Here is a 12,412-nt window from a genome sequence, read left to right as displayed (position 1 = left end):
AAGGCGACGACCGCGCACTGGCTCCGGGCGCTGCGCACCGCACTGCACCCCTGACCGAGGACTACTGGAAGAACTCGGCCGGCAGGTGATCCCGCATCGCGGCGGGCTGGAAGCCCTGTTTCTGGATGGTGCGGAGCATCTTCTTGAAGTCGGCGGTCATGTTCGGGTTGAAGTGCACCAGCAGGATGTCGCCCGGGTGCAGGCGGCCGGCCCGCTGGTAGGCGATCTGCCCGTTGCTGACGACCTCCCGCCAGAAGAAGATCGCCTTCATCCCGCAGTCCCGCGCGGCGCGCAGCGTGTCGTGGTCGGTCGACCCGTACGGCGCGCGCATCAGCGTCGGCCGCGCGCCGTACTGCGTGGTGTAGATCGTGGCCGCGTCGCAGATCTCCTGCTTCTGCCGCGCGTACGACAGCCGAGGCATGTACGGGTGCGTCATCGTGTGATCCTCGATGAGCGCGCCCGCCTGCTGCAGTTCGCGGAAGTAGCCGTAGTTCTTCTTGATGGCCATGTTCGACAGGAAGAGCGTCACCGGGATCTGCCGGTCCCGGATCAGCCGGACGAAGTCGGCGTCCTTCTCCCAGCCGTCGTCGATGGTGATGAAGACGATCTTGCCCTGCACCGGGATGTTGCTGATCACCGGAGGTAGGCCGTTGCGCGACCGTGGGAGCCCCGAGGGCGTGCCGGACGGGGTCGAGCCGCTCGGCGTGGGCGAAGGGGAGGAGGAGGTGGACGGCGACCCCGAGGCCGACGTGGGCGGGCCGGTGGTCGGCGTCTCGTTCGGAGCGCCGCCTCCGGGCCCATGTGACGCCACCGGTGCCGCGGTCCGCTCGTGCGGACTGCCCGAATGGCAGGCTGCCACACCACCCGCGGTGAGCACCGCGACGGCGGCCGCGGTGAGGGTGCGGAGTTGTAGGCGAAGGGCCATCGGAAATCCCCCAGGAACGACGGTGGACATTTATGAAGCTGTCCGGATCTGGCGGTTGATCAACCTGATTTAACGAAACGCGAACGTGGGATGGGTCACCCCGCCGCCTTGCCGCCGAGGGAACGGGGCAGGTAGTTCTCCAGTGCGGCGGGACGCAGTCCCGCCTGGCGGATCCAGGTGAGCAGGCGCTCGAAGTCCCGGGCCAGGCCCGGCCGGAAGTGCATCAGGATGATGTCGCCGGGCCGTAGATCCGAGCCGCCGTCCATCCGGGCCAACTTGCCGGACAGGCCGTTGTAGAACTCGATCGACCAGGTGACGACCGACTTCATGCGGCAGTCGCGGGCCGCGGTCCGGGTGACCTGGTCGTACGAGCCGCCGGGCGGCCGGAAGATCTCCGGTCGCCTGCCGTACTGGCGGGCGTAGATGTCGGCCGAGTCGCAGATCTGCCGGTGCTGGGCGGCGGAGGACAGCCGCCGCATGTCGTTGTACGGCGCCGCGTGGTCCATCGTGTGGTCCTCGATCGGCGCGCCCGCGTGCTGCAGCGCCCAGAAGTACTCGTAGCCCGTCCGGGCCGCCTGGTCCGTGAGGAAGACCAGGATCGGCACCCGCTGGGTACGGACGATGTCGACGAATCGGGTGTCGTGCTCCCAGCCGTCGTCGATCGTGATGAAGACGACCTTGTCCTGGGTCGCGATCCGGTCGACGACCGGTGGCAGGCCGTCCCCGTGCCGCTGGTAGGACAACTGCCAGGTGCCCGGCTTCGGAGCCGGCCACTGGGGAGGCGCCAGAACCTGCGCCATCGCCGGGTGTTCCGCCGCCTGTGCGGCGGGTGCGTGCATCCGCGCCCGGACGTCAGGCCACAGGCCGGAGACCACTCCGAGCAGCGCCGCCAGCACGCACGACGCGATCAACCGTATTCCGCGCATCCATCCCCAGCTTCCCCTCAGTGGATCTTAAAGTCCTTCATAGGGGTTGATGCAGGGATGTGGTGGCCAGGTTCGGGCAATCCGGTGAAGAATCCGGGCGGTTTGGCGAGACCGCTCTGTCAGCCGCGTACGCCCAGGGCGCGGACGAGCGTGGCGCTGAGCGCGGAGACCGTCTCGTCCGGCACCGGCTTGGCCGACGGGCCCTCGGCGAAGTAGCGAAGAAATGCCTGCTGGAAGCAGGCGCCGGCCAGCAGGGCGCCCGCAGCATCGGGGTCCGCGTCGGCCGCGATCCGCCCCAGGTCGCGCTCGGCGCGCAGATAATCGGCGAACCGGCGGACGACGTGCTCCGGTCCGGCGCCGTACTTGCGGAGCGACTCACGCTGGGCGGCCATCAGCTGCGGCTCGGCCAGCAGCGAGCCCAGCATCGGCAGCGCGTCGAGGTAGAAGTCCACGGTGGCGCGCGCGAGCTCGGCGACGGTCTCCTCGACGCTGCCCGCGCCGGGGCGGGCGTCGACGCGGGCGAAACCGGGCATCCGTTCGCGCAGCACGTAGAGCAGCAGCTCCGTCTTGTCGGTGAAGTGCTTGTAGAGGGCCGCTTCGGAGAGCCCGGCCGCCTTCGCGATCTCCTTGGTGGTGGTACGCGTGACGCCGCGCTCGCGCATGAGGCCGGCGGCGGCGTCGAGGATGCGATCCCGGGTTCCCACGATCCCCCTTTGTCGATCGGACGTTCTCACATTATCGTGGTTAGTGAGCACTCACCAACCTGTCATCCGAGGTAAGTGAGTACTCACTGACCGACGCTGACAGGTGAAAGGCGACGAGTGATGCGACTTACGATCTTCGGGGCGAGCGGAGGCACCGGCACGCAGCTGGTGCGGCAGGCGCTGGAACGCGGCCACGAGGTGACGGCGGTGGTCCGCGATCCCGCGCGGCTCGACGTCTCCTCCCACGACCGGCTGAAGGTCGTGACGGCCGACGTGATGGATCCGGCGGCCATCGAGCCCGCCGTCGCGGGCGCCGACGCCGTCGTCTCCGCGCTGGGCCCCCGGGGCTCCGGCCCGACGACCGTGTGCCAGGACGGCGCCCGCAGCATCATCGCGGCGATGGGCAAGGCCGGCGTCCGCCGTTTCATCATGATCAGTGCGGCCGGGATGGTCATCGACGCCGGCGACGGCCCGGTAACCCGCTACGTCGCGAAGCCGATCCTGAAACGGATCCTCCGGCACGGCTTCGCCGACATGGGCCGCGCGGAGGAGGAGGTCCGCGACAGCGGCCTCGACTGGACGATCGTCCGGCCGCCACAGCTCACCGACAAGAACGGCACCGGGCGCTACCGGACCGCGACCGACCTCAACGTCCGGGGCGGGCTCCGGATCTCCCGCGCCGACCTCGCCACCGGCATCCTCGCCATGCTCACCGACGACGCGACGGTGCGCCGGCACATCTCGATCGCGAACTGACGGAACGGTCGAGGCACACGACGGCCCGCCGGCCCCGAGGCGTGCGACGGCCCCGTCGCCGAAAGGGATCGGCGACGGGGCCGTCGGTCAAGCTCTCAGAGAACCGGTCAGCCGACGCCCAGCAGGTCGACGACGAAGATCAGCGTCTCGCCCGGCTTGATGGCACGGCCGGCGCCGCGGTCGCCGTAGCCGAGGTGCGGAGGGATGACCAGCTTGCGGCGTCCGCCGACCTTCATGCCGGCGACGCCCTGGTCCCAGCCCTGGATGACCTTGCCACCACCGAGCGGGAAGCTGAACGGCTGACCGCGGTTCCACGAGGCGTCGAACTCCTCGCCGGTCGAGTGCGACACGCCGACGTAGTGGACGGTGACGGTCGAGCCGGGCCTGGCCTCGGGACCGTCGCCGACCGTGATGTCGGTGATCTGCAGATCGGCGGGCGGGTTGCCCTCGGGGAAGTCGATCTCGGGTCGCTCAAGCGCCATGGGATGTCTTTCAGTGTTGGAGATATCGAGTTCCCCAGCGTATCCACTGGTGAGCCGAGGAATGCGCGCATGAGTGCGCCCGTTGGCACTCCTTGTGAACATTGAGATCTTCTCTGATGTCGTATGCCCGTGGTGTTACCTGGGCCGGGCGCGGTTCGCGGGCGCCGTGGAGCGGTTCGGCGGCGAGGTCGCCGTGGCCTGGCGGCCGTACCAGCTGGACCCGGACGCGTCCGCCGGCGGGCTCGTCGAGGCGAGCCTGGCCGAGAAGTTCGGCGGACCGGAGCGGGTCGCCGAGATGCACGAGCGGATGCGGGGGCTGATGGCGGCGGAGGGCCTGCCGTACGCGCCGGAGAAGGCGCTGCAGGCCAACACCCGCGATGCGCACCGGGTCGTCGCGATGGCCGGCGAGGCCGGGGTTCAGGACGCCGTCGTCGGCCGGTTGTTCCGCGCCCACCACGCTGAGGGCCGCGACCTGAACGACCACGGCACGCTCGCCGAGCTCGCCGCCGAGGCCGGGCTGCCGGGCGTGGCCGAGCGCCTCGCCGCCGGTGAGGGCGAGGCCGAGGTCGCCGCGCAGCTCGAGGTGGCCCGGACCGTCGGCATCACCGGCGTCCCGTTCTTCGTCTTCGAAGGCACCTGGGCGGTGTCCGGCGCGCAGTCGCGAGAGTTCTTCGAGAACGCGCTCGCCGAGGTCGCGTCCAACGTCGGCTGAACTCCTGGGGCTCCTGCGGACGCTGAGGCGGTTTCAGGTCATGGTAACCCTCTGACCTGGTAAAACGCTTTGGCGTTCCGTTTTCCGGACGGATACATTCCGACATACGGATGCCTCCGAATTCCCCGGGAGATCCCCTTTGGAGCCGCAGGGCCTTCGCCGCAGCCTGTCGCTGCGCGACCTCATCGTCTACGGACTGCTGTTCATCGGACCGCTCGCGCCCGTAGGCGTCTTCGGCGTGCTCGACGCCAAGAGCTCCGGCGCGGTCGCCCTGGTCTACGTCGTGGCGACGATCGCCATGGGCTTCACCGCCCTGTCGTACGCGCAGATGTCACGCCGGGTGCCGAACGCCGGCTCGGTGTTCGCCTACGCCAGCGCGGGGCTGGCCGGCCGGCGGGCCTGCTGGCCGGCTGGATGGCGATGCTCGACTACCTGCTGATCCCCGCCGTCGCCTACCTGTTCTGCGGGATCGCGCTGCACTCGCAGGTGCCCTCGATCCCCGCCTGGGTCTTCACTGCGGCGGCTTTCGTGGGGACCACCGCCCTGAACCTGGCCGGCGTGCGTCTCGCGGCCCGCGTCGGGTTCGTCGTCCTCGTCGTCGAGATCGTCCTCCTGGTGGTCTTCATCGTCGCCGCGATCGTGATCATCGCCATCCACGGGCCGGCCCGGCCGTGGACGTCGCCGCTCACCGGCATCGGCGGGACGACCGCGAGCGCCGTCATGGGGGCCGTCTCGGTCGCCGTGCTGTCCTTCCTCGGCTTCGACGGCATCGCCTCCTTCGCCGAGGAGAACACCGGGGACGAGCGGCAGATCGGCCGCGCGGTGCTGTTCTGCCTTGGCCTGGCCGGACTGCTCTTCTTCGCGCAGACCTACCTCGCCGGCCTCCTCATGCCCGTGAGCCCGCAGCACCTCGCGTCCGCGCCGGCCGAACAGGGCACCGCGTTCTACAAGATGACCGACTCGGCGTTCGGGCCATGGCTCCACCTGACGTTCGTCGTCGTCAAGGGCATCGGACCGGCGTTCTCCGCGATGTCCGCGGTGGCGGCGGCGTCCCGGCTGATGTACGGGATGGCGCGCGACCACGGCCTGCCCGGGGCACTCGCCAAAGTCGATTCTCGTCACCGCGTACCGCGGGCCGCGCTGCTCACCACGGCGGGGGTCGCGGCCGTCGTCTCCCTGTGGGCGGCCTGGCGCTCGGACGGCCTGGACGTACTGGTGTCCATCGTGAACATGGGCGCCCTCGCGGCCTTCACCCTGCTGCACGCGTCGGTCATCGGCCTGTTCGTCGTACGCCGCCGGAGCCGGGCGTGGCTGCCGCACCTGCTCGTGCCGGTCGCCGGCGCCGCCGTCTCCGTCTGGATCATCGTGTCGGCGACCACGATGGCGAAGGTCGTGGCCGCCGTCTGGCTCGCCGCGGGGCTGGTCCTGGCGTTCTTCCGGCGCCGTCGCCGCGTCAGCCCATCGCCTCGGGACGGCGATGCGCGAGCACGGGGAGGATCCGCCGTACGCGCTCGGTGACCGCGTCGTCGGTCTCCACGACGCGCACCGCCGGGAACGGCCCCAGGTCGGCCTGGATCGTGCCCATCGGGTCGACGAGCAGACTGCGGCCCACCCCGGTCGGCCCCTCCGCCTTCGGCGGGTCCGGGGCCTTGTCGACCGCGACGGTCCAGACGGTGTTCTCGATCGCGCGGGCGCGGACGAGCGTGACCCAGTGCTCCTCCTTGAACGTGCCCTGGGCCCAGGAGGCGATCATCACCAGCATTTCGGCGCCGCGATCGACGAGGGCCCTGGCCAGCTCGGGGAAGCGCAGGTCGTAGCAGGTGATGAGGCCGATCCGGACACCGCACAGCTCGACCACCACGGGAGTGTCACCGGGTGCGATCAGGTCCGACTCCCGGTACCCGAACGCGTCGAAGAGGTGGATCTTGCGGTAGGCGCCCGCCGGCGCGCCCTCCGCGTCGAGCGCGACGGCGGTGTTGTACACCCGGCCGTCGGGCGCCGGTTCGAAGACGCCCGCGATCACGGCCGTACGGTGCTCGCGCGCCGCCTCGGCCAGGGCGGTCACCCACGGGCCGTCGAGCGGCTCGGCCGCCGCGGTGACGGCACTGCCGAACCGCACCTGCGTCGCCTCCGGGAAGATCGCCAGGTCGGCGTCCGGGGCGGCGGCGAGCGCCTCGCGTACCCGCTCCAGGTTCTCCTTCGAGTCGTCGCCGACGGGAATCTGGCACAGGGCGATCCGCATCACGGCCTCCTCATCTCGTCCTCCCCCCACCGTACGAGATCGGGGACGGCACGCCCGCGTTCACTACGCTGAGCCGGTGAGCAACGATCCACTCGTCACCCGCATGCGGGGATTCGGCACGACGGTCTTCGCCGAGATGACGGCGCTGGCGATCCGCACCGGCGCGATCAACCTGGGCCAGGGCTTCCCGGACACCGACGGCCCCGCCAAGCTGCTCGAGACCGCGGCCGAGGCCATCACGGGCGGTGCGAACCAATACCCGCCCGGCCCCGGGCTGCCGGAGCTGCGCGAGGCCGTCGCCGCCCAGCGGGCGGACCGCTACGCCCTGGCCTACGACCCCGCCGACGAGGTGTTCGTGACCGTCGGCGCCACCGAGGCGATCGCGTCGACGATCCTCGCCCTCGTCGAGAGCGGGGACGAGGTCGTCGTGTTCGAGCCCTACTACGACTCCTACGCGGCGATCATCGCGCTGGCCGGCGGCGTGCGCCGGCCGGTGACCCTGCGACCCGACGCCGGGCGGTTCACCTTCGACCCGGACGAGCTTCGCGCCGCCGTCACGCCGCGCACCCGGGTCCTCCTCCTCAACTCCCCGCACAACCCGACCGGCACGGTCTTCGGCCGCGAAGAGCTGGAGATCATCGCGGAGGTGTGCCGGGAGCACGACCTCATCGCCGTCACCGACGAGGTCTACGAGTACCTCACCTTCGACGACGGGACCGCGCACGTCCCCATCGCCACGCTGCCCGGCATGCGCGAGCGCACGGTGGCGATCTCCTCGGCCGGGAAGACCTTCTCCGTCACCGGCTGGAAGGTCGGCTGGATCACCGCGCCCCCGCAATTCGTACGGGCGGCGCAGACGGTCAAGCAGTTCCTCACCTTCACCGCGAGCGCCCCCTACCAGCGCGCGGTCGCGTACGCCCTGCGCGAGGAGCGCGAATGGGTCGAGGCCCTCCGCGTGTCGCTGCGGGCCAAGCGCGACCGGCTGAGCGAGGGGCTGGCCGGTGCCGGGCTCACGACGTTCCGGCCGCAGGGCACGTACTTCGCACAGGCCGACGTGCGACCGCTCGGCTTCGGCGACGGCCGGGAGTTCGTCCGCGCCCTGCACGAGCGGGCCGGCATCGTCGCCATCCCGACGCAGGTCTTCTACGACTCCGACGCCGGCGACCCGTACGTCCGGTTCGCCTTCTGCAAGCGCGACGAGGTCATCGACGACGCCGTCGAGCGGCTCCGCCGGCTGTAACCGGGGATACGCTGGTCTTCCGTGTCCGGACATCGCATTCCGCAGCCGCAGTTCCCCGACGACGACGGCGGCACACCGCCCGAGGTCGCGCGGGCCCTCGGCGACTACGCCGCGGGCCGCGCCGGTGAGCAGGCCGTGCTGGCGGTGCTCGCCGACACCCGCCTCCTCGTCCCGGTCGTCGCGGTGCTGACCGAGGACGAGACCGTCGACGGCCTGCGGCGGGAGAAGGAGAGCGAGATGGCCCTCCCGACGCTCGTCGGGGCCGACGGCAGGCGCGCCGTCCTCGCCTTCACCTCCACCGACAGCCTCGCCCGCTGGCGCCCGGACGCCCGGCCCGTCGCGGTGCACGCCCGGCAGGCCTGCCAGGCCGCCGTCGACGAGTCCGCCGACGCGCTCGTCCTCGACGTGGCGGGACCCGTGACGTACGCGATCGAAGGGGCCCGGCTGTACGTCCTCGCGAACGGCGGCGCGATCACCGCCCCGCACGAGGACCCCGACGTGCTCATGGCCGTGCACGCCGCGGTCGACGGCCTGCCCGGCATCACGGGCGTGCGCGTGGAGCCCGGTGAGCGGGCCGAGCTCGCCGTGCGTCTCCGCCTGGCCGACGGCGCCGGCGCCCCGGACGTGCGCGCCGCCGCCGACCGCCTCGCCGAACGACTCCGCGGCCACGTCGCCGGAGGCGTCGAGATCGGGCTCGTCCGCGGATAAAGTGCCGGGGGTGACCACCCCCGACTGGGCCGAGCCGGTGATCCGGCGACGGCTCGGCGTCATCACGGCCGCCGTCGCCGTCCTCGGGCTGGTGACCTGGCGGATCGGCCCGGCCTCCGACCTTCCGGCCTTCGCCTACCTGGCCGTGGCCGGTGTCGTCCTGACGTTCATCGACGTCGCGCTGAAGCGGCTGCCCGACCCGCTGACGCTCCCGTCGTACGCGGCGGGCCTGGCGCTGCTCGGCCTGGCGGCGCCCTTCACCGACGAGGGCGGCGCCCGCTTCACGCACGCGCTGCTCGGGATGGCGGCGCTGTTCGCGCTCTACGCGGTGCAGTGGTTCATCGCGCCGAGCCAGATCGGCTTGGGCGACGTGAAGCTCGCGGGCGTGCTGGGGCTCTACCTCGGCTGGCTCGGCCTTCGCGCGTGGGTGATCGGGGTGTGCGCCGGATATGTGCTCGCCGCCGTCTACGCGACCGCGCTGCTGGTGAGCCGGCGGGCGAAGCTGAAGTCCGAGATGCCGTACGGGCCGTTCATGCTCGCGGGCGTGCTCGCGGCCGTGCTCGGCCACGCCTGAACAGGCCATTCCGCGCCCGAAGAACGAATGATGTCCGGGTGCCGGAATATCATTCCTCGCTGTTTGCCTTTTCCCGACGTGAGTCGTGATTCCCCGTCGGATCGGAAGGGGTATTCAATTTTGGGGTACGCCCTTGGCGTGCTCCGAAAGAAACCCGTCCTACCGGGCCGAACAGATATGGGGAAACAATTGACTCCTCGCGCTAACGGGCGGACAAAGAGCCCGATCACCGGCCTTCGTTCGTGGATCATCCTGATCACGGCCGGATCGGCCGGGGTGTTGACGACGGCGACGTCGTGGAACCCGGCGCCGGCCGCCGCGGCGGACGCCGTCCGCCCGGCACACCAGAACGCCGTCCCGCACGTTCAGCCGTCCCCGAGCGCCAGCGCCGTCACGGACGGCGGCGGGACCAACGTCAACATCGGCCCCGATAGAGACGACGACAACCGGCGCTTCTTTGACGGCAGATTCTTCGACGGGCCGTTCAAGACCCGCAGGCACCTGGAGTTCACCGGGGCGATCGGATTCCCGGAGAACGCCCTCGGCTGCTTCTTCGACCCGGACTTCCGCGGCGCCGACCGCCAAGGCCGCCGGGTCATCTGCGTCGAGACGGCCGGCCGCCCGCCCATCTTCGCGCACACGCGAGTCCGCGGCCGCGATTTCTTCGACGGGCGCTTCCGCCGATTCCGCCGGGTCCGCCGCGACCATTGAGTCGACCGGCGGCAGCAGTCCGTACGTGTCCTGGAAGGGCCATTCATGGCCCTTCCAGGACACGATGGGACCCCTTTTCGGGTGTGCGTCGCCCCGAAGCGCAGAGAGGCATGGGGGTCTCGCGCGGGCAGCGGGAGGCTTCAGCCGCGACGGTCATGACGCTTCGTAGCAATCCATGCTCACACAGTCATCGACTGTGGCATTATGGGTCCATGGGTCTGGCGCGGCATGACAACAGATGCGACTACGTCCTCCCCGACGCGTCGGTCGGTGGAGACGGACTACAGTCCGAGGTGCGCACTGCGTCATGGAGCGAGCTGCGGGGGCTTGCGTACGGAGATCGCTTGTGATCGCCGTCGACACCAAGGTCTACGCGCACCGGCGGGACAGCGAGTTTCACGATGCCGCGTCAGCCCGGGCATTGACGTAAGGAAATAGTAAAGTGCGTGATCGTTGCTGACATCGTCGGTGGCGGGGGCCCTCCGGCCGAGAAGGCCTTCACTGACTTCCACGCGAGCTGCGGCCTGCCCACGGTCGGTCGTGACTTCGACGGCTCCCGGCGGGCGGCGAGACCAGCGGCTCGAATCTCATCAAGACGGAGCGCACGTGTCCGCAGCGTGAGACGCGCCACCCGGCCGTGCCCGACCGGGTGCCTCCTCTGCTCAGCCGTCTTCGGCGGGGACGAACATGACGCGCTGTCGGGCTGCAGCGGCGCGCGCGGCGGGATTCTGTCGGGTCACGTCCGAGATGTCGACCAGCGAACCGGCCCACGGCCCCGGCCATCCCGTCACCCAGCTGATCGAAGAAAGATCGTCACACTTCTGGTGTTGACTTCCGCTCCTCCGGCTAGGGCCGGGGATTCCTACCACGGTCGTTTGACCGTCTCGGTGGGTTCCTGCTTCACCGCGCTTGCCGGAACGAAGTTCCGGTCTTACCTGCGCTCCACAGGCTGTCACCGCCAGTCCGGCGGCCTGGCCGATGTTCACGGCCGCGTTGATGTCGCGATCCAGGACGGTCCCGCACGCTCCGCAGGTCCATTGCCGGACGTGCAACGGTTTGGGGCCGTCCTTGACGCCGCAGGCCGAGCACACCTGAGAGGTGGGCTCGAACCGGCCGATCCGCACGAACGTGCGGCCATACCGTGCGGCTTTGTACTCCAGCATCGCCAGAAACTGGGCCCATCCGGCGTCGTGGACAGACTTGGCCAGGCACGTACGGGCGAGTCCGTTGACCGCCAGGTCCTCCACCGCGATCGCTTGGTTCTCGCGAATCAACTGAGTGGAGAGCTGGTGGTGGAACTCACGCCGCGCATCGGCCACCCGCGCGTGCGCGCGGGCGACCTTGAGCCGGGCCTTCTCGCGGTTGTTCGAGCCCTCCGTCTTGCGGCTAAGGGTGCGTTGTGCGCGTTTGAGCTTCTTTTCCGCCCGGCGCAGGAAACGCGGGGCGTCGATCTTGCGCCCGTCCGACAGCACCGCGAAATGCCCGAGCCCCAGGTCGATACCGACCTCAGGCGTGGTCTGGGACAGTGCCTCATCTGGGTCGGTCTCCACGACGAAGGAGCAAAAGTATCGGCCTGCGCTGTCCTTGATCACCGTGACACTGGACGGCACACACGGCAGGGAGCGGGACCACTTGACCCGCACATCACCGATCTTCGGCAGGCGCAGGTCGCCGCCCGGCGTGATTGACCATCGGGCATTCGCGGTGAACCGCACGCATTGCCGGGTGTCCCTTCGGGACTTGAACCGAGGCTCGCCGATCTTCGGCCCTTTGCGGGTGCCCTTGAGCGAGGCGAAGAAGTTGGAGTATCCCGCCTCCAGGTCCCGCAGGGACTGTTGCAACACGACGGCGGAGACCTCACTGAGCCACTCGCGCTCGGCAGTCTTCTTCGCCTCGGTGATGACCCGCTTGGACAACTCCGCCGCCGTCGGCAACGGCAGTGCCTGGGCGTGGGCGTCTTTCCGGATGCGCAACGCGTCGTTGAACACGACGCGAGCACACCCGAACGCCCTGGCCAGCGCCCCACGCTGCGGCCCGTTCGGGTACAGACGGAAGCTGTACCGAAGCTGCACGACCAGCACCGTACTACAGTTCGTCATTATTCGACAGCAGAACGTAATAACTGGTCGATGGTGTGTTCTCTGCTTCGCCGGCATTCGGTCTCCGTGTCGAAATACCGTCACGGCGGCTTCACCGACCGGGACGCGACGCCTACGAAGGAGATCATGGGGGCAATACCATGTGCACCTGTTGGTCAACTTCCCGCCGAAGGTGGCCGTGTCCAAGCTGTTGAACTTCCTCAAGGGCGTCTCATCCCGCCGCCTGCGCCAAGTGTTCCCAGACCTCGTGCAGTACTAGTGGCGTGCATAGCGCCTGTGGTCCGGCTCCTGCTTCGCCGACCCGGTCGGCGAAGCACTACCGACGATCCCGGT

Annotated in this window: 13 protein-coding genes and 2 pseudogenes; 9 read left to right on the top strand and 6 right to left on the bottom strand. The window is 69.8% G+C overall.

The window, feature by feature from the left end:
- Positions 1-61 precede the first annotated feature (61 nt).
- From ACYVF7_RS42790 to ACYVF7_RS42780, 3 genes are all read right to left on the bottom strand, one after another.
- A complete protein-coding gene (locus ACYVF7_RS42790) occupies positions 62-925 on the bottom strand; it encodes a polysaccharide deacetylase family protein (RefSeq protein WP_460351704.1) in 864 nt (287 codons plus the stop codon).
- Between the two features lie 95 nt (positions 926-1,020).
- On the bottom strand, positions 1,021-1,851 hold the full coding sequence (locus tag ACYVF7_RS42785; protein ID WP_460351703.1) for a polysaccharide deacetylase family protein: 831 nt from the start codon (positions 1,849-1,851) through the stop codon (positions 1,021-1,023).
- A gap of 119 nt (positions 1,852-1,970) precedes the next feature.
- Entirely contained in the window at positions 1,971-2,555 is a 585-nt protein-coding gene (locus ACYVF7_RS42780) for a TetR/AcrR family transcriptional regulator (RefSeq protein WP_460351702.1), read from the bottom strand.
- Between the two features lie 120 nt (positions 2,556-2,675).
- On the opposite strand from ACYVF7_RS42780, the gene ACYVF7_RS42775 reads away from it, so the two are divergent.
- Complete coding sequence (locus tag ACYVF7_RS42775) at positions 2,676-3,311, top strand: NAD(P)-dependent oxidoreductase (RefSeq protein ID WP_460351701.1); 636 nt, start codon at positions 2,676-2,678, stop codon at positions 3,309-3,311.
- Positions 3,312-3,418: 107 nt separating this feature from the next.
- Here ACYVF7_RS42775 and ACYVF7_RS42770 read toward each other — a convergent pair whose 3' ends face one another.
- On the bottom strand, positions 3,419-3,793 hold the full coding sequence (locus tag ACYVF7_RS42770) for an FKBP-type peptidyl-prolyl cis-trans isomerase (RefSeq protein ID WP_460351700.1): 375 nt from the start codon (positions 3,791-3,793) through the stop codon (positions 3,419-3,421).
- 82 nt (positions 3,794-3,875) lie between these two features.
- On the opposite strand from ACYVF7_RS42770, the gene ACYVF7_RS42765 reads away from it, so the two are divergent.
- The 3 genes from ACYVF7_RS42765 to ACYVF7_RS42755 all read left to right on the top strand — a co-directional run bounded on the left by ACYVF7_RS42765 (position 3,876) and on the right by ACYVF7_RS42755 (position 6,023).
- On the top strand, positions 3,876-4,505 hold the full coding sequence (locus ACYVF7_RS42765) for a DsbA family oxidoreductase (RefSeq protein WP_460351699.1): 630 nt from the start codon (positions 3,876-3,878) through the stop codon (positions 4,503-4,505).
- A 139-nt stretch (positions 4,506-4,644) separates the two neighbouring features.
- On the top strand, positions 4,645-4,944 hold the full coding sequence (locus ACYVF7_RS42760) for a hypothetical protein (RefSeq protein WP_460351698.1): 300 nt from the start codon (positions 4,645-4,647) through the stop codon (positions 4,942-4,944).
- On the top strand, positions 4,926-6,023 hold the full coding sequence (locus tag ACYVF7_RS42755; protein ID WP_460351697.1) for an APC family permease: 1,098 nt from the start codon (positions 4,926-4,928) through the stop codon (positions 6,021-6,023). Before ACYVF7_RS42760 ends, ACYVF7_RS42755 begins: the two co-directional genes overlap by 19 nt.
- On the opposite strand, the gene ACYVF7_RS42750 is transcribed toward ACYVF7_RS42755, so the two are convergent.
- Positions 5,959-6,747, bottom strand: coding sequence for a carbon-nitrogen hydrolase family protein (locus tag ACYVF7_RS42750; protein WP_460351696.1), 789 nt, complete (start codon positions 6,745-6,747; stop codon positions 5,959-5,961). The two genes, ACYVF7_RS42755 and ACYVF7_RS42750, sit on opposite strands and share 65 nt — an antisense overlap.
- A 76-nt stretch (positions 6,748-6,823) precedes the next feature.
- Here ACYVF7_RS42750 and ACYVF7_RS42745 point away from each other — a divergent pair, with 76 nt between their 5' ends.
- The 4 genes from ACYVF7_RS42745 (at position 6,824) to ACYVF7_RS42730 (ending at position 9,980) form a co-directional block, all read left to right on the top strand.
- Positions 6,824-7,987: a pyridoxal phosphate-dependent aminotransferase gene (locus ACYVF7_RS42745; protein WP_460351695.1), complete on the top strand. Its 1,164-nt coding sequence runs from the start codon at positions 6,824-6,826 to the stop codon at positions 7,985-7,987.
- Between the two features lie 21 nt (positions 7,988-8,008).
- Positions 8,009-8,695: an SseB family protein gene (locus ACYVF7_RS42740; RefSeq protein ID WP_460351694.1), complete on the top strand. Its 687-nt coding sequence runs from the start codon at positions 8,009-8,011 to the stop codon at positions 8,693-8,695.
- Positions 8,696-8,705: 10 nt separating this feature from the next.
- Positions 8,706-9,269, top strand: coding sequence for a prepilin peptidase (locus ACYVF7_RS42735; RefSeq protein ID WP_460351693.1), 564 nt, complete (start codon positions 8,706-8,708; stop codon positions 9,267-9,269).
- Between the two features lie 189 nt (positions 9,270-9,458).
- Positions 9,459-9,980, top strand: coding sequence for a hypothetical protein (locus ACYVF7_RS42730; protein WP_460351692.1), 522 nt, complete (start codon positions 9,459-9,461; stop codon positions 9,978-9,980).
- A gap of 926 nt (positions 9,981-10,906) precedes the next feature.
- Here the strand turns inward: ACYVF7_RS42730 and ACYVF7_RS42725 are convergent.
- Positions 10,907-12,052 (bottom strand): annotated as a pseudogene (locus ACYVF7_RS42725) (RNA-guided endonuclease InsQ/TnpB family protein); the annotation flags it as partial.
- 166 nt (positions 12,053-12,218) lie between these two features.
- On the opposite strand from ACYVF7_RS42725, the pseudogene ACYVF7_RS42720 reads away from it, so the two are divergent.
- A pseudogene (locus ACYVF7_RS42720) lies at positions 12,219-12,326 on the top strand (transposase); the annotation flags it as partial.
- Positions 12,327-12,412 lie beyond the last annotated feature (86 nt).

Source organism: Actinoallomurus acanthiterrae (genome assembly GCF_054775715.1).
The sequence above is the reverse complement of the archived record's forward strand: the minus strand, read 5'-3'. Positions and strand labels throughout refer to the sequence as shown.